Below are 16,716 nucleotides of genomic sequence, written 5' to 3'. Positions count from 1 at the left end.
GCCCCACGATGCCGACGCGGCGGCCTGCGCGCAACGGCAACACCTGCTCGCGACGAGCGGCGTGCCGGTGCTCGTGTGCACGTCGCGGCGAACGCCCGCCGAGGCTCGCGTGATGGCGCGTTGCCTCGATGCGCATCGCGCGGTCGGCCGGTTGCTGCATGCGCTGATGGCATCCGGCACAGCCTCGAACGAGCCGCGGCAGCAGGTCGCCGACATGCAGGATGCGCTGGCATCGCTCGCCGCACTGCAGCGCGCCCGTGTCGGCACGGCCGCCGAAGCGCGCCTGTTCGCGGCATTGCGTGTCCGTGCGGAGTGCGTCGCGGCCGAACTGGACGAACTCGACCGCCAGCGTCAGCGCGACGCGCAAGCGCTCGATGCGCTCGTGCGGATCGCCGCGGACGGGCTGCCGTCGGCCGCGTTCGACACGGCGCTCGCCCGCTATGCGCACGGCGCGTTCGAGCAGATGGGGCGGATGGAAGGCGTGATTTTCCCGGCCGCGCGGCGCTATCTCGGCGACGCGGACTGGGCCGGACTGGATGAATCGCTGGCGGACGGCGCAGCCGCGACACCGCCACGCACGAACGAACCGAACGAACCCGACGATGCGCGACGCGCATCCGACTGACACCCTACGGAGAACAACATGGCACATGCAGTGCGATTCCACGAAACCGGCGGCCCCGAGGTCCTGCGCTGGGAGGAAGTCGACGTCGGCGACCCGGGCCCAGGCCAGGTACGCCTGCGGCACGACGCGGTCGGCCTGAATTTCGCCGACACGTACTTCCGCAGCGGCCTGTATCCGGTGCCGCTGCCTGCCGGCCTCGGTGTCGAGGCGGCGGGCGTGGTCGAGGCCGTCGGCCCCGGCGTGACGAACGTCGCCGTCGGCGACCGCGTGACCTACACGGGCTTCCTGAACACGCTCGGCGCATACAGCACCGAACGGCTGATCCCCGCCGCGCCGCTCGTGCGGCTGCCGGCCGGCATTTCGTGCGAAACGGCTGCCGCGATGACGATGCGCGGCCTGACGTCCGCCTACCTGCTGCGCCGCATCCATGCGTTCGCACCGGGCGACACGATCCTGCTGCACGCGGCCGCCGGCGGCGTCGGGCTGATCGTGTCGCAATGGGCGAAGCTGCTCGGGCTCACGGTGATCGGCACGGTATCCAGCGAGCACAAGGCCGAGATCGCCCGCGCGCACGGTTGCGACCATACGATCGACTACAGCCGCGAGGACGTCGCGAAACGTGTGCGCGAACTGACCGACGGTGCAGGCGTCGACGTCGTGTTCGACAGCGTCGGCAAGGACACCTTCGAAGGCTCGCTCGATTCGCTGAAGCGGCGCGGGCTGATGGTGTGCGTCGGCACCGCGTCGGGCCCGATCCCGCCGTTCGACCCGCAGCGCCTCGCGATGAAGGGCTCGCTGTACCTGACGCGCCCGGCGCTGGCCGACTACATTGCCGATCCGGCCGAAAAGAACGACCTGGCCGGCGAATTGTTCGCACATGTCGCGGCCGGCCGGATCCGGATCGAGATCAACCAGCGCTATGCGCTGCAGGACGCCGCGCAGGCACACCGCGATCTCGAATCGCGCAAGACGACCGGTTCGTCGGTGTTCATCGTCTGAGGAGACGCGCATGCGAGTCGAACCCCTGACCTGCGCGATTGGCGCGGAACTGCTGGATGTGAGCCTCGCCGACGCCGTGCACGACGACGGCCTGTTCGCCGAGATCCGCGCGCAGTTGCTGCGGCATCGCGTGCTGTTCCTGCGCGACCAGGACATCACGCGCGCCGAGCACGTCGCGTTCGCGCGGCGCTTCGGCGAGCTCGAGGATCATCCGGTGGCCGGCAGCGATCCCGAGCACCCGGGGCTCGTGCGGATCTACAAGTCGCCCGACCAGCCGAACGACCGCTACGAGAATGCGTGGCACAGCGATGCGAGCTGGCGCGTGGCGCCGCCGTTCGGCTGTGTGCTGCGCTGCATCGACGGTCCGCCGGTTGGCGGCGACACGATGTGGGCGAACATGGTGCTCGCCTACGAGCGGCTGCCGGAACACGTGAAGCAGCAGATCGACGACTTGCGCGCGCGCCACAGCATCGAGGCGAGCTTCGGCGCGGCGATGCCGATCGACAAGCGCCTCGCGCTGAAGGCACAGTACCCGGACGCCGAGCATCCGGTCGTGCGCACGCATCCTGAAACCGGCGAGAAGGTGCTGTACGTGAATGCGTTCACCACGCATTTCACGAACTTCCACACGCCGGCGCGCGTGCGGGTCGGGCAGGACGCGAACCCCGGCGCCGGCCAGTTGCTGCAGTACCTGATCAGCCAGGCCTACATCCCCGAGTACCAGGTGCGCTGGCGCTGGAAGAAGAACAGCGTCGCGATCTGGGACAACCGCAGCACGCAGCACTACGCGGTGATGGACTACCCTCCGTGCGTGCGCCGGATGGAGCGCGCGGGCATCGTCGGCGACGTGCCGTTCTGAGCGCGCCCGCACCGTAACCGATCTCTGAAAAACCATGCAACGCGCCGGGCCTCCCGCCCGGCGCGGCGGGATACGCACGCCCGTACGCCCGAAATACAACGATTTCCACTGGAGGACGACATGCAATTTCTCGACGATTCGCTGCACCCGGAAAACCAGGACAAGGTGGTCATCACGGTCGCGCCGTACGGCCCCGAATGGATGCCGGCCGATTTCCCGGAAGACATTCCGGTGACGATGGACGAACACGTGCAGAAGGCCGTCGACTGCTACAACGCGGGCGCGACGGTGCTGCACATGCACGTTCGCGAGCTCGACGGCAAGGGCAGCAAGCGGCTGTCGAAGTTCAACGAGCTGCTCGGCCGGCTGCGCGACGCGGTGCCCGACATGATCCTGCAGGTGGGCGGCTCGATCTCGTTTGCGCCGGAAGGCGAGGGCGCCGATGCGAAATGGCTGTCCGACGACACGCGCCACATGCTTGCCGAGCTGACGCCGAAGCCCGACCAGGTGACGGTCGCGATCAACACCGTGCAGATGAACATCACCGAGCTGATGAACCGCCAGGACATCGCCGGCACGTCGCTGAACGAAGCCGCGTTGTGGGACGCGTACCGCGAGATGACCGTGCCGGCCGGCCCCGGCTGGGTCGACGAGCACCTGCGCCGCCTGCAGGCAGCCGGCATCCAGCCGCATTTCCAGCTCACCGGCATGCATGCGCTGGAAACGCTCGAACGGATCATCCGGCGCGGCGTCTATCGCGGCCCGCTGAACGTCACGTGGGTCGGCATCGGCGGCGGCTTCGACGGCCCGAATCCGTTCAACTTCATGGAGTTCGTGCGGCGCTGCCCGGACGGCGCGTGCATCACGCTCGAATCGCTGATGAAGAACGTGCTGCCGATCAACACGGTCGCGATGGCGCTGGGGCTGCATCCGCGCTGCGGGATCGAGGACACGATCATCGACCAGAAGGGCAACCGGATGACGTCGGTGCAGCAGGTCGAGCAGTGCGCACGGATCGCGCGCGAACTCGGCCGCGACATCGCGACCGGCAAGGAGGCGAAGGCGATCTACCGGATCGGCGTGCAGTACGACGGCATCGACGAGACGCTGGCGCACCTCGGGATGGCGCCGAACCGCCGGCCGGGCCAGATGAACGTGCCGCTGCGGGCCGCCTGACGCGCCGCGCATCCGGGCAAGCGGCCGTGGCGGCCGCCGCCCGCCGATCGTTGTGGCGTGGCACCCATCCCTGCGCATGGCGCGGGGGATGACTCCGGTCAACGGAGCGGGGCCACGCAAGCCGCGCCGGAGCACGACCTCCGGCGCCGGAGGAGACACGCATGCTGATCCATCATGTCGAGCCGTCGATGCAGGACGTCGCCGCCGCCGGCCGGCGCGCGCCCGCGTATGCGTGGCTCGTGTTCGGGCTGACCGTCGGCCTGCTGCTGTCGGACTACATGTCGCGGCAGGTGCTCAACGCGGTGTTCCCGCTGCTCAAGCACGCGTGGGCGCTGTCGGACACGCAGCTCGGTTCGCTGTCCGGCGTGGTCGCGCTGCTGGTCGGGCTGCTGACGTTTCCGTTGTCGGTGCTCGCCGATCGCTTCGGGCGCGTGCGCAGCATCGTGCTGATGGCCGCGCTGTGGAGCGTCGCGACGCTCGGCTGCGCGCTGTCGACCAACTATGCGGAGATGCTCGTCGCGCGCGGCCTCGTCGGGCTCGGCGAAGCCGCGTACGGCAGCGTCGGCGTCGCGCTGATCCTCAGCATCTTTCCGGCCCGGCTGCGCGCGACGCTGACCGGCGCGTTCATGGCCGGCGGCGCGTTCGGCTCCGTGTTCGGGATGGCGCTCGGCGGGCTGGTCGGCGCGCATCTCGGCTGGCGCTGGTCGTTCGGCGTGATGGCCGCGCTCGGCATCGTGCTGCTCGTCGCGTATCGCTGCGTCGTGACCGAACGACGGCTCGCCGCCTATCGCATCGAACCCTGCCGGCACGACGCCGGCACACCGCGCGACCTGCGCGGCAGCGTGCGCGCGCTGATGTCGGGGCTGTTCGCGTCGCGTTCGGTGATCTGCGCGTATCTCGGCAGCGGGCTGCACCTGTTCGTGCCGGGCGCGCTGTTCGCGTGGCTGCCGAGCTACCTGAACCGCTACTACGCGATGGCACCCGACCGCGCGGCCGTGCTCGCGGCCGGCTTCGTGCTGCTCGCGGGCGTCGGGATGGTCGGCTGCGGAATCGTCACCGACCGCGTCGGCAAGACCGACGGCAAGCGCAAGTGGCTGACCGCGATCACGTATTGCGTGCTTACGGGCGTGTGCCTCGCGATTGCGTTCCGGCTGCCGCCCGGGCCGCTGCAGCTCGCGCTGATCTGCGCGGGGATGCTGGTCGGTGCGGGTGCGTCCGGTGCGTCGGGCGCGATGGTCGCGAACCTGACGCCGGCCGCGATCCACGCATCGGCGTTCGCCACGCTCACGCTCGCGAACAACCTGCTCGGCATGGCGCCTGGCCCGCTGCTGACGGGGTGGGTCGCCGATCGCGCCGGGCTCGCCGGCGCGCTGCAATGGATTCCCGTCGTGCCGCTCATGGCCGCCGTGCTGTTCGCCATCGGACGCGCGAGCTATGTGGCCGACATCGCGCGCGTCGAACGCGAACGGCGCGCATCCCACCTTTCCTGAACGCTTCGGAGACTGCATGACCCTGACGACCGCACCCACCATCCTGATCGTGCCCGGCTTGCGCGATCACGTCGAAGATCACTGGCAGACGCACCTCGAACGGCGCCTGCCGAACGCGCGCGCCGTCGCGCCGCTCGAAGCCGACAAGCTGAGCCGCGCCGCACGCGTCGCGGCGCTCGATGCGGCGCTGGCCGGAATCGACGGCCCCGTGATCCTCGTCGCGCACAGCGCGGGCGTGATGATTACCGTGCACTGGGCGCGGCAGGCCACGCGCAAGATCCACGGCGCGCTGCTCGCGGCGCCGGCCGATCTCGAGTCGCCGATGCCCGCCGGCTATCCAGCGCCCGATGCGATCGACGCGAACGGCTGGACGCCGGTACCGACCGGGCGGCTGCCGTTTCCGAGCATCGTCGCCGCGAGCCGCAACGATCCGCTCGCGCGCTTCGAACGCGTCGAGGCGCTGGCGGCCGAGTGGGGCAGCAAGCTCGTCGATCTGGGGGAGGTCGGGCATCTGAACCCGGCGTCCGGGTATGGCGAGTGGCGGGATGCGGAGCGGTTGATCGGGGAGGTGGCCGCACTCGGCGCAGCCTGACTGACTATTCCTGCCTTCAACGCGCGGCGCCTGGCCGGATGCCCGGCGCCGCGCGTCCCGCCACCGTCGGGCCGCGATGCGGCCCCGAACCGATTCCATTTCGCCGCCCGTCGAGATACGACGTCTTAACACGCGGCCCAATCGACGCCGCGCAGCTCCCCGGCAGCAGTCGGCACACAAATCGTCAACAAACGGAAGGTGTTTGTCAGGGAAAGTCCCGCCCCGCGCGCCACGGTTTTTTGTTGACCGACATCGTATAACGCCTTCATGATTTCCTGAAAAGAAAGGTCCCATCCACCGACCGAAGTGAGGAGACATGAACGCCACCACGATCGCTCGCCGTGTCCGCCGGATCGCACTCGCCCTGGGTTTTACGCTGTCGGCCGCGGCAGCCGTTGCCGCCCCCGTTTCACTGAACATCGTCGATGTCGCGGGCAACCTGCAACTCACGCAGAAGGCCATCGAAGCCTTCCGCGACAAGAACCCGAACCTCGTGTCGAACGTCACGTTCACGAATGCGCCCGCGCCGCAGTTGCCGGGCAAGATCAAGGCGATGCAGGCGGCGGGGCGCGCCGACATCGACCTCGTGCTGACGGGCACCGACGCGCTGGCGGCCGGCATCGAGCAGAACCTGTGGCAGAAGCTGCTGCCCGACGACGCGGCCGCGCTTCCCGGCGTGCTCGACAAATACGCGCCCGGCCCGCGCAAGATGCAGGATCTCGCACAGGGCTACGGCCTCGAAGTCACCTACATGCCGGCCGGCCCGCTGCTGGAATACAACCCGGCGAAGGTCAGCAACCCGCCGAAGACACCCGATCAACTCCTCGCGTGGTGCAAGGCGCACCCGAACAAGCTGATCTATGCGCGCCCGGCGAATTCGGGCCCCGGCCGCACGTTCCTGATGGGGCTGCCGTACGTGCTCGGCGACAAGAATCCGCAGGATCCGATCAACGGCTGGGACAAGACCTGGGCGTTCCTCAAGGCACTGAACGACTGCGTCCCGTACTACCCGGGCGGCACGTCGGCGGTGATGAAGGAGCTCGGCGAGGGCACGCGCGACATGACCGTGACCGTCACCGGCTGGGACCTGAACCCGCGCGCGCTCGGCATCGTGCCGGCCGAGTTCAGGATCCAGGCATTCGACAACATGACGTGGGTGAACGACGCGCACTACATGGTGATCCCGAAGGGCGTGCCGAAGGAAAAACTCGACGTGCTGTTCAAGCTGATGAACTTCCTGCTCGAACCCGCGCAACAGGCGATGACCTACGACGACGGCTACTTCTATCCGGGCCCGGCCGTGAAGGGCGTGACGCTCGAGATGGCGCCCGCGCACAGCCAGGAGGTGGTCCGCAAGTTTGGCCGCCCCGAGTACGCGAAGCTGCTCGCGGATCGCCCGCACGTGCAGCCGCTCAGCGCGCAGGCGATGGTCGCCGCATTCCAGAAATGGGATCGCGAGATCGGTTCGCAGAAGTCGAAGTGACGCATGAACCGGCGGGCGCCGCGGCGCCCGCGTCGATGGAGTTCGCGCAATGAAGCACAGTTTCGAACGGCTGCGCCTCGATGGCGTGTGCCGCAGCTTCACCAATGCGGAAGGCGCGCAGGTCGCCGCGCTGAACGGGCTCGATCTCGAGATCCGGCGCGGCGAATTCATCGCGCTGCTCGGCCCGTCGGGCTGCGGCAAGTCGACCGCGCTCAACTGCATCGCGGGGCTGCAGCCGCTCACGAGCGGCGGCATCTGGCTCGACGACACGCGCATCGACGTGCTGCCGCCCGAGCGCCGCGGCTTCGGGATGGTGTTCCAGAACTACGCGCTGTTTCCGCACATGTCGGTGCTCGACAACGTCGGCTTCGGCCTCAAGATGCGCGGCGTGCCGAAGCAGGAAACGCGGCGGCGCGCGCAGCAGGCGCTCGAACTCGTGCAGCTCGTCGGCCACGAGGGCAAGCTGCCCGGGCAACTGTCGGGCGGGCAGCAGCAGCGCGTCGCGATCGCACGCGCGATCGTCATCGAGCCGCCGCTCGTGCTGATGGACGAACCGCTGTCGAACCTCGACACGAAGCTGCGCATCGAGATGCGCGCCGAGATCCGCCGCATCCACACTCAGCTCGAACGCGCGACGATCTACGTGACGCACGACCAGGACGAGGCGCTGTCGATGGCCGACCGCATCGTCGTGATGAAGGAGGGCGTCGTGCAGCAGGTCGCGACGCCGAAGGACGTCTATACGCGCCCGCACAACCTGCACGTCGCGCGCTTCATGGGTTATCGCAACGTGCTGCCGTTCACGCTCGAAGGGATGGCTGGTGATTACATAAAGATCGCGGCCGGCGGCGTGCAGCTCACCGGTGTGCCGATGGCCAGCTTCGATGCGAAGGACGTTACCGTCGCGCTGCGGCCCGACGACATCGAGCGGGCAGACGATGCGGGCGACAACACGAACGCGTTCGACGCAAACGTCGAAACGGTCGAGTACGGCGGCCGCGATTCGCTGATCCGCGCGGTCACGCCGTTCGGCGCGATCTGGGCGCGCGTGGCCGGCGAATTCGCGGAAGGCGAGCCGCTGCGGCTGCGCGTTGCGCCGTCACGCACGCTCGTCTATCCGGGAGCGCCGCAATGAGCGGCGCAGCCGCCGCGCGGTTACACCGGGAGACCGCATGAGCACGCTCCCGGCCGGCACGCCGCGCGACGCGAAAGCCTGGCTCGTCACGCCCGCGCTCGCGTTCATCGTCGCGCTGTTCATCTATCCGTTCGCGTACGGCCTCGTGCTGTCGTTCCAGCCGATGAACGGCGGCGGCGCGCTCGCGAACTACATGCAGTTCTTCACCGACACGGCCATGTGGCCGACCGTGCTCGTCACGCTGAAGCTCGCGGTGCCGGCGACGCTGCTCAACGTCGGCATCGCGGTGCCCGTCGCGTTCGCGCTGCGCCGCCATTCGCCGTACCAGAAGTTCGTCACGACGCTGCTCGTGATTCCCGTCACGCTCGGCACGGTGCTCGTCGCCGACGGGATGCTCACGTACTTCGGGCCGAACGGCTGGTTTCCGCAGGCGCTGCAGGGGCTGCACCTGTACACCGACGAAGTGCGCCTCACGCACAACTACTGGGGCGTGCTGCTGTCGCTGATCGTGTCGGGCTTTCCGTTCGCGTTCCTGCTGATGCTGTCGTACATCAGCGGCATCGACCCGACGCTCGCGCGCGCGGCCGCGACGCTCGGCGCGAACCCGTGGCAGCAGTTCCGGCAGATCTACCTGCCGCTGCTCGTGCCGGGGCTCACGATGGCCGCGTGCCTGTCGTTCGTGCAGGCGTTCTCGGTGTTCCCGTCGGCCGTGCTGCTCGGCGCGCCGGCCGGGCCCACGCGCGTGATCTCGATCGCGGCGGCGGAAGCCGCGTTCGAGAGCTACGACTATTCGCTCGCATCGGCGATCGCGATCGTGATGGGTTTCGTGCAGTTGCTGGTGGTCGCGTCGATGCTCGGCGCGCGCCGCTTCTTCTATACCGGCGCGGTGACGGGAGGCAAGGGCTGATGGCGACCGACAATCATGCCGCCCGCACCTGGCCGCCGAAGCACGACGCGCCCGATGCGCGGCCCGTCGACGCGAGGAAACCGCAGAAGATGACAAGCAATCTCGCCGGCCGCGCATGGAAGGCGCTCGTGTGGGGGCTGATGGCGTTCTTCCTGCTGAACGTGATGCTGCTGATCGCGACCGTCGCGGTGAACTCGATCGCGACCCGCTGGTTCGGCACGCCGCTGCCGCAGGGCTTCACGCTGCACTGGTATGCGAAGGCGTGGGAGGACTTCCAGCTCGCGAGCGTGCTGTGGGTGACCGTCGAAGTCGTCGGCGCGGTCGTACTGCTGTCGATCGCGCTCGGCGTGCCGGCCGCGTATGCGCTCGCGCGCGTGCAGTTTCGCGGCAAGCGCTTCGCGCTGCTGGTGTTCCTGCTGCCGCTGATGGTGCCGCCCGTCACGTACGGGATCCCGATGGCCACCGTGATGTACAAGGTCGGGCTCGCGGGCACGCTGCCCGGCGTGATCCTCGCGAACCTCGTGCCGGCGCTGCCGTTCGTGATCCTCGTGATGACGCCGTTCATCGAGCAGATCGACCCGAATCTCGAGTCCGCCGCGCGCATCTTCGGCGCGAACACGTGGCGCTATTTCCGCTACGTGCTGCTGCCGCTGCTGGTGCCCGGCATGCTCGCGGCCGGGCTGCTCGTGCTGGTGCGCACGATCGGGATGTTCGAGCTGACCTTCTTCACCGCGGGGCCGAGCACGCAGACGCTCGTCGTCGCGCTGTATTACGCGGTGTTCTCGACCGGCGTGCGCGCGCCGCAGTCGATCGACGCGATGGCGATGATCTACATGGCCATCACGCTCGTGTGGGTCGTGATCGCGCTGCAGTTCGTGAGCCCGACGCAGCTCGTGAGCCGCGTGAAGCAGGAGCGGCAATAGGCGAGGACGGCACACGGGCACGCGATGCCGCTTGCGTATCCGTGCAATTGGTTACAAATGGATACCGCGCACGACGCGCGGACGTTGCAGACTACGCGGCGTTCACCCGATAACGGATATCCATGAAGTTCCACACGCTGCTGACACTCGCCGGTGCATCGACGCTGCTGGCCGCCTGCAACCTGCTCCACGACGGCCCCGGGTCGAGCGACGTCGACGCCGCCGTGCGCCGCGCGCTCGAGGCGGAAAACCACGGCGGCCTGAACGCACTGTTCGGCCAGCCGCTGCCCGTCTCGGCCGATGTCGTGTCGGCGAAACCCGACGGCGACTGCAAGAAGCTCGGCGACCGCACCTACTCGTGCGACGTCGTGGTCACGTGGCGCAATGCCGACTACAAGCCTTCGCGCGCGAACCTGACCTTCGTGAAGGCCGCCGACGGCTCGTGGCAGACGTCCGGCGTCGACGCGGCGCTCGTGACGGGCACCGCGAAATCGCTGATCGACAGTATCGGCAAGGCGTTGCCGGGCAACGCGGCGAGCGGCGCGTCGGCGCCGCAGTAATCTGGCGCCACGCCACGCCATCGACCGCGTTGCCGCGAGCACCGGGGCGGGAGCAGGGACGCGTCAGCGCCCGCGACCGACCTGGCCGGACACGGTTGCCGGCAGCGCCGGACGGCCGGACGCGGTCGACGCACCGGCGTCCGCACCGATACCCGACGATTGCGCGACGCGTGCTTCTGCCGCCTGGATATCCTCCGGGTACTGGCCTTTCAGCGGCTTGTAGCCGGCCTGTTCGAGCTGGCGCAGCTGCGCGACGACTTCACCGCGCGTAACAGGGCCATTGGTCTGCGCAAACGACACGGCGGGCGCCGCGATCGCGGCGGCGAGGACGAGCAGGGAAAGGGCGGTTTTCATCTTCAGGATCTCCGAAAAGGACAGGGCGGCCGGCACGGTACGGGCACCGCAACCGGTCGCCCCATCTTGTTCGAGCGTCGCTTAAGCGCGGATTAACGGAGAAAAAGGGCGCGAGCACCTGGCCCGATCTCGATTGAAGGCATTCTCGGTATGCGGGCCGACTTATAGGGAAAACCCTTATTTCGAGATATAATAACGGCCTAAGAGATAGGTCGAACCATGCCTGAACGTTTCCAAGCCCTTGAAAAATTTGTGTTTTCCCTCGTCGTGATGTCCGCGGTCGTGTGCTCGGCATTCCTCGCGTACGAGCGTCACCCCGAGATCAAGATCGCGCTGCACGAAGGCGAAGCGCTGATGCGCGAGAGCGCCAAGTACTCGGTCATTTGCTCGCCGTCCAAGGTCGATCCTTGCGTCGAGATGTCTGCTTACTGAAATTCGCGTCGATAGCGGTGCGCCGCTATCGAAACGGACGTTTTCAGCATTTGTCCCATTCAGTTTCAGACTTGCCCTGCAGCGTCGGCAGCCCGGATTCCTTGCAGTAGAACCCGCCAGGAATTCGAAACCGTCCGCAAAACAGGGCCGATGCACGAACCCGTCACGTGCCGAGTCGCTGGCGTAAGCAGCCCCCGAATTCAGCCGGCCCCGCCTCGAGCCATCGAGCGGGGCCGTTCTGTTTGCGCGGTTCAAATGACCGCCCGCCGCGCGATGCGCCGCGCACGTCACACCACGTGCCGCGGCGTGCCGCCCACGAACGCGGCGACATTGTCCACGAGTTGATCGGCCAGCGCCTGCATCGCCTCGTCGCTCGCCCACGCGACGTGCGGCGTCAGGATGAAGGCCGGATGCGACAGGATCGCGTGGAACGGATGCGCGGCCGGCAGCGGCTCCTGCGTGACCACGTCGAACCCCGCGCCCGCGATCTGCCCCGACTGCAATGCGTCGACGAGCGCGCTTTCGTCCACGAGCCCGCCGCGCGCGGTATTGATCAGCAGCGGCCGGCGCGCCATCCGTGCGAACGCGGCCGCATCGATCAGGTGCCGCGTCGCGGGCGTGAGCGGGCAGTGCAGCGTAATCACGTCGCTGTCGCGCAGCAGCGTGTCGAGCGGCACGTATTCGTCCCCCGACGCATCGCCGTGCGCGGCAAACAGCACCCGCATGTCGAGCGCGCGGGCGATGCCGGCCACCGCGCGCCCGAGCACGCCGTCGCCGACGATCCCGAGCGTCGAGCCGGCCAGGTCGCGAATCGGATGATCGAAAAAACAGAATTGCCCGCTGTCGAGCCAGCGCCCCGCGCGCACCGCGTCGCGGTATGCGACGAGGCTGCGGCGTAGCGCGAAGATCAGCGCGAACGTGTGCTCGGGCACCGTGCGGACCGCATACCCGTGTATGTTGCTCACGACGATGCCGCGCGCCGCGCATGCGTCGACATCGACGATGTCGGTGCCCGTCGCGGCGATCGCGATCATCCGCAGGCGCCGCGCATCGGCAAGCGCCGCCGCATCGAGCCGCACCTTGTTGGTCACGACGATGTCCGCGTCGCCGATGCGCGCGGCAATCTCGTGCGCAGCCGTCCGGTCGAAGGTCTGCAACACATGCGGGAACGGGAACGGCTTGAGCACGGTGTGCGGCGACAGCGTCGCGCGGTCGAGAAACACGATCTTCGCGGGAGAGGAAACGGAAAACATGGCGGGTCTCACTGACAGGCGCCCGGCGGGCGCGGAACGGGTTCGATTCTGCCGGCGGCGCGCATGCCGTCGTTTGACCGTTGCGCGAGCGCACTTTCCCGGATGGAAAGGCTGACGCATCGCACAAGGGAACGGTGGCGCCGCACACCTTTCCGTTTCGGAAAGGCTGGTTGAGCATCGATCGATTTTCGCCGGGCGCGAACGCCGTCATGATCGCCGTCATCGACAACACGATTTCATCGGAGACAGCCATGACACGCCCCCTGGACGGTATCCGCGTGCTGGAACTCGGCCAACTGATCGCCGGGCCGTTCGCGGGCCGGATGCTCGCCGAATTCGGCGCCGACGTACTCAAGGTCGAGCCGCCCGGCCTCGGCGACCCGCTGCGCAAATGGCGGCTGCTGCACGACGGCACGTCGGTCTGGTGGGCCGCGCAGTCGCGCAACAAGACCTCGCTCACGCTCGACCTGCGCACGCCCGAAGGGCAGGACGTCGTGCGCCGCCTCGTCGCGGAAACCGACGTGCTGATCGAGAACTTCCGGCCCGGCACGCTCGAAGGCTGGGGGCTCGGCTGGGACGCGCTGTCCGCGATCAATCCGGGGCTCGCGATGCTGCGTGTGTCGGGCTTCGGCCAGACGGGCCCGTACCGCGACCGTCCCGGCTTCGGCGTGATCGCCGAGGCGATGGGCGGCCTGCGGCACCTGACCGGCGAGCCCGGCCGCACGCCGGTGCGCGTCGGCATCTCGCTCGGCGATTCGCTGTCGGCACTGCACGGCGTGATCGGCGTGCTGCTCGCGCTGCGGCATCGCGAGCAGCAGGGCGGCAAAGGGCAGGTCGTCGACGTCGCACTGTACGAGTCGGTGTTCAACATGATGGAAAGCCTGCTGCCCGAATACTCGGCGTTCGGTGCCGTGCGCGAGGCGGCCGGCAGCAGCCTGCCCGGCATCGCGCCGACCAACGCGTACCGCTGCCGCGACGGCAAGTACGCACTGATCGCCGGCAACGGCGACAGCATCTTCCGACGCCTGATGGAGCTGATCGGCCGGCCCGATCTCGGCAGCGATCCCGCGCTCGCGCACAACGACGGGCGCGTCGCGCAGGTCGAGCGCATCGATGCGGCAATCGGCGAATGGAGCGCGCAGCACGATCTCGACGCGGTGCTGGCCGCGCTGAACGAAGCGCGCATTCCGTCCGGGCGCATCTACGACGTGGCCGATATCGCGGCCGATCCGCATTACCGTGCGCGCGACATGCTCGTCGACGCCGCGCTGCCCGACGGCACGCCCGTGCTCGTGCCGGGCATCGTGCCGAAGCTCGGCGCGACACCCGGGCGCATCGAACACGCGGCGCCCGCGCTCGGCGCGGATACCGACGCGGTACTCGAATCGCTCGGCATCGATGCGGCGACGCGCGGCGACTGGCGCACGCGCGGCGTGATCTGAGAAGCGGAAACAGGAGAAGACAGCATGAACGGGCAACGCAAACGGCTCTACATCCAAGAAGTCGCGACACGCGATGGTTTCCAGAACGAAGCGGCCTTCGTCGACACCGACGACAAGATCGCGCTCGTCGACGCGCTGAGCGCGTGCGGCTACGCGAAGATCGAGGTCACGTCGTTCACGTCGCCGAAGGCGATTCCCGCACTACGCGACGCGGAGGCCGTGATGCACGGCATCGCGCGTGCGCCGGGTGTCGTCTATACGGTGCTCGTGCCGAACGTGCGCGGTGCCGAGCGCGCGCTGTCGTGCGGCGTCGACGAAGTGAACCTCGTGATGTCGATGAGCGAAAGCCACAATCGCGCGAACCTGCGGATGACGCGCGAGCAGTCGTTCGCGCAGTTGCGCGACGTGATCGACGCGGTACGCGGCACCGGGGTTGCGATCAACGTGTCGCTATCGACCGCGATGGGCTGCCCGATGGAGGGCGACGTACCGGCCGAAGGCGTACTCGCGTGGATGCAGCGCTTCGCGGATATCGGCGTGCATGGCTTCACGCTGTGCGATACGACGGGCATGGCGTTTCCATCGCAGGTGCGCGAACTGTCGGCACGCGCCCGCGAGCGCTTCGGTGCGCTGCAGCTCACGCTGCACTTCCACAACACACGCGGGATGGCACTCGCGAACACGCTCGCGGCACTCGATGCCGGGATCGACCGCTTCGACGCATCGCTCGGCGGCCTCGGCGGCTGCCCGTACGCGCCGGGCGCGACCGGCAACGCGTGCACCGAAGAACTCGTACACATGCTCGAACTCGACGGCTACGATACGGGCATCGATCTCGCGGCCGTGCTGGCCGCGTCGGCCCGGCTGCCCGCGCTGATCGGTCATGACGTGCCGAGCCAGATCCTGAAGGCCGGGCGCCGCTCGGACCTTCATCCGCCGCCGCGCGCGGACGCCGGCGACATGCCCGCGCAACGCGCTTTCTCATGAACAACGAACCGGAGAGAACCTCATGGCACTGATCGATCACCTCGACCACCTCGTGCTGACCTGCGTCGATCCCGACAGGACGAAGCACTTCTACACCGAGGTGCTGCAGATGCAGCTCGAAACCTTCGGCGCCGGCCGGATCGCGTTCCGCTTCGGCAACCAGAAGATCAACCTGCACGTGCGCGGCGCGGAGTTCGAACCGAAAGCGCATGTGCCGGTGCCCGGCGCGCTCGACCTGTGCTTCATCGCGTCGGTGCCGCTCGACGACGTGATCGCACACCTGAAGCACGTCGAATGGCCGATCGTCGAAGGGCCGGTCGAACGCACGGGCGCGACGCAGAAGATCCGCTCGGTCTACGTGCGCGATCCCGACCTGAACCTGATCGAGATCTCCGAGTTGATCTGATCTTCGGCGCACCGCCGGCCGTCTCGCACAGTCGCGCATGCGGCCCGGAGCACACCGGTGCGGCCGCATGCCGCGCGGATCTCCCGCCGAAAACGGACAGCCGGTTTCCGCGCTCGCCGATTCCGGATAGCCGGCCCGTACCGCGCTGCGGATAATGCGTGCATCGGCGACCGAGAGGCCGCCTTCGCACCGGACGCGACGCTTGCGTCCGCGCTTCCGCAACCCGACCCAGGCGATTCCCGATGACGATCCTCTATCGCGGCATGGACCGCGCGGCGCTCGACGCCGCCTATCTGAACACGAAGGTCGTGCCCGATTTCCCCGCGTTGCTGGCGTCGATGCAGGCGCGCAGTACGACGCTTTATGAAGCCGCTTCCGTCCGGCGCGACCTGCGTTACGGCCCGCAACCCGCGCAGCGTTTCGACTGGCTGTCGTGCGGTCAGCCCGATGCGCCGCTGTTCGTCTTCATTCACGGCGGCTACTGGCAGCACTGCGCGAAAGAGGATTTCGCGTATGCGGCAAGCGGGCCGCTCGCGCGCGGTTTTGACGTGATACTCGCCGAATACACGCTCGCGCCGGTCGCGACGATGACCGGCATCGTCGGCGAGATCGGTGCGCTGCTCGACTACCTGGCGAACGATCCCGACGGCCTCGGCACCGCGAAGCGGCCGATCCACCTGAGCGGCCATTCGGCCGGCGGCCACCTGACGGCCGTGCACCGCGCGCATCCGGCCGTCGTCTCGGCGCTCGCGATCAGCCCGCTCGTCGATCTCGAACCGATCTCGCTGTGTTGCCTGAACGACAAGCTGCAACTCACCGCGCAAGAGGTCGAAGCGTACAGCCCGTTGCGCCATATCGGGCCCGGCGCGCCGACGGTCGTCGCGGTCGGCGATGCGGAGTTGCCCGAACTCGTCCGGCAGGCGCATGACTACGCGACGGCATGCGACGCGGCGGGTGAGCGGATCGTTCATGTCGGGCTCCCCGGCATGCAGCACTTCGACGTACTCGACGATCTCGCGAAGCCGGACGGTGCGATGCTCGCTGCCTTGCAAGCGGTCGCGCAGCGCTAGCCTTGCCATTTCGCGCGCACTCG

General features: G+C 68.3%; 18 protein-coding genes. 16 read left to right on the top strand and 2 right to left on the bottom strand.

The genetic code is table 11. The annotated features are described in order from the left end of the window. The 11 genes from G3O06_RS29800 to G3O06_RS29750 all read left to right on the top strand — a co-directional run. Positions 1 to 625, top strand: a 625-nt coding sequence (locus G3O06_RS29800; protein WP_205818372.1) for a hemerythrin domain-containing protein, incomplete at its 5' end; no start/stop codon positions are given. Positions 626 to 643: 18 nt separating this feature from the next. Beyond that, entirely contained in the window at positions 644 to 1,624 is a 981-nt protein-coding gene (locus tag G3O06_RS29795) for a quinone oxidoreductase (protein ID WP_205818371.1), read from the top strand. A gap of 10 nt (positions 1,625 to 1,634) precedes the next feature. After that, complete coding sequence (locus tag G3O06_RS29790) at positions 1,635 to 2,483, top strand: TauD/TfdA family dioxygenase (RefSeq protein WP_174918818.1); 849 nt, start codon at positions 1,635 to 1,637, stop codon at positions 2,481 to 2,483. Between the two features lie 120 nt (positions 2,484 to 2,603). Further along, positions 2,604 to 3,659: a 3-keto-5-aminohexanoate cleavage protein gene (locus G3O06_RS29785; RefSeq protein WP_205818370.1), complete on the top strand. Its 1,056-nt coding sequence runs from the start codon at positions 2,604 to 2,606 to the stop codon at positions 3,657 to 3,659. Positions 3,660 to 3,820: 161 nt separating this feature from the next. Next, complete coding sequence (locus tag G3O06_RS29780) at positions 3,821 to 5,149, top strand: MFS transporter (RefSeq protein ID WP_205818369.1); 1,329 nt, start codon at positions 3,821 to 3,823, stop codon at positions 5,147 to 5,149. 16 nt (positions 5,150 to 5,165) lie between these two features. After that, complete coding sequence (locus G3O06_RS29775; RefSeq protein ID WP_174969091.1) at positions 5,166 to 5,741, top strand: alpha/beta fold hydrolase; 576 nt, start codon at positions 5,166 to 5,168, stop codon at positions 5,739 to 5,741. Positions 5,742 to 6,057: 316 nt separating this feature from the next. Next, positions 6,058 to 7,224, top strand: a complete 1,167-nt coding sequence (locus G3O06_RS29770; RefSeq protein WP_174918814.1) for an extracellular solute-binding protein — start codon at positions 6,058 to 6,060, stop codon at positions 7,222 to 7,224. A gap of 49 nt (positions 7,225 to 7,273) precedes the next feature. After that, a complete protein-coding gene (locus tag G3O06_RS29765) occupies positions 7,274 to 8,359 on the top strand; it encodes an ABC transporter ATP-binding protein (RefSeq protein WP_205818368.1) in 1,086 nt (361 codons plus the stop codon). A gap of 37 nt (positions 8,360 to 8,396) precedes the next feature. Beyond that, positions 8,397 to 9,266, top strand: coding sequence for a sugar ABC transporter permease (locus tag G3O06_RS29760; protein WP_205818367.1), 870 nt, complete (start codon positions 8,397 to 8,399; stop codon positions 9,264 to 9,266). After that, a complete protein-coding gene (locus tag G3O06_RS29755) occupies positions 9,266 to 10,189 on the top strand; it encodes an ABC transporter permease (RefSeq protein WP_174979948.1) in 924 nt (307 codons plus the stop codon). The genes G3O06_RS29760 and G3O06_RS29755 overlap by 1 nt, the downstream gene beginning before the upstream one ends. 122 nt (positions 10,190 to 10,311) lie before the next feature. Further along, positions 10,312 to 10,749 carry a hypothetical protein gene (locus G3O06_RS29750; protein WP_174918810.1) on the top strand — a complete coding sequence of 146 codons (438 nt, stop codon included), beginning with the start codon at positions 10,312 to 10,314 and terminating at the stop codon, positions 10,747 to 10,749. 63 nt (positions 10,750 to 10,812) lie between these two features. Here the strand turns inward: G3O06_RS29750 and G3O06_RS29745 are convergent, their stop codons facing one another. Then, positions 10,813 to 11,103, bottom strand: coding sequence for a DUF4148 domain-containing protein (locus G3O06_RS29745; protein ID WP_174918809.1), 291 nt, complete (start codon positions 11,101 to 11,103; stop codon positions 10,813 to 10,815). 219 nt (positions 11,104 to 11,322) lie between these two features. On the opposite strand from G3O06_RS29745, the gene G3O06_RS29740 reads away from it, so the two are divergent. After that, positions 11,323 to 11,535 (top strand): hypothetical protein, encoded by a 213-nt coding sequence (locus G3O06_RS29740; RefSeq protein WP_059585338.1) that lies wholly within the window; start codon positions 11,323 to 11,325, stop codon positions 11,533 to 11,535. Positions 11,536 to 11,822: 287 nt separating this feature from the next. Here G3O06_RS29740 and G3O06_RS29735 read toward each other — a convergent pair whose 3' ends face one another. Then, on the bottom strand, positions 11,823 to 12,788 hold the full coding sequence (locus tag G3O06_RS29735; RefSeq protein WP_205818366.1) for a D-2-hydroxyacid dehydrogenase: 966 nt from the start codon (positions 12,786 to 12,788) through the stop codon (positions 11,823 to 11,825). A 251-nt stretch (positions 12,789 to 13,039) separates the two neighbouring features. Here G3O06_RS29735 and G3O06_RS29730 point away from each other — a divergent pair, with 251 nt between their 5' ends. The 4 genes from G3O06_RS29730 (at position 13,040) to G3O06_RS29715 (ending at position 16,693) form a co-directional block, all read left to right on the top strand. Beyond that, positions 13,040 to 14,230: a CoA transferase gene (locus tag G3O06_RS29730; RefSeq protein ID WP_205818365.1), complete on the top strand. Its 1,191-nt coding sequence runs from the start codon at positions 13,040 to 13,042 to the stop codon at positions 14,228 to 14,230. Positions 14,231 to 14,254: 24 nt separating this feature from the next. After that, positions 14,255 to 15,217 (top strand): hydroxymethylglutaryl-CoA lyase, encoded by a 963-nt coding sequence (locus G3O06_RS29725; RefSeq protein ID WP_174918806.1) that lies wholly within the window; start codon positions 14,255 to 14,257, stop codon positions 15,215 to 15,217. Positions 15,218 to 15,239: 22 nt separating this feature from the next. After that, positions 15,240 to 15,623 (top strand): VOC family protein, encoded by a 384-nt coding sequence (locus G3O06_RS29720; protein WP_174969082.1) that lies wholly within the window; start codon positions 15,240 to 15,242, stop codon positions 15,621 to 15,623. Positions 15,624 to 15,865: 242 nt separating this feature from the next. Continuing rightward, a complete protein-coding gene (locus G3O06_RS29715) occupies positions 15,866 to 16,693 on the top strand; it encodes an alpha/beta hydrolase (protein WP_205818364.1) in 828 nt (275 codons plus the stop codon). The last annotated feature ends 23 nt before the right edge of the window (positions 16,694 to 16,716 follow it).

Source organism: Burkholderia sp. Ac-20345, assembly GCF_017104825.1.
GTDB classification, from domain to species: Bacteria; Pseudomonadota; Gammaproteobacteria; order Burkholderiales; family Burkholderiaceae; genus Burkholderia; species Burkholderia lata_B.
This window is presented reverse-complemented; position numbering and strand designations above follow the sequence as displayed.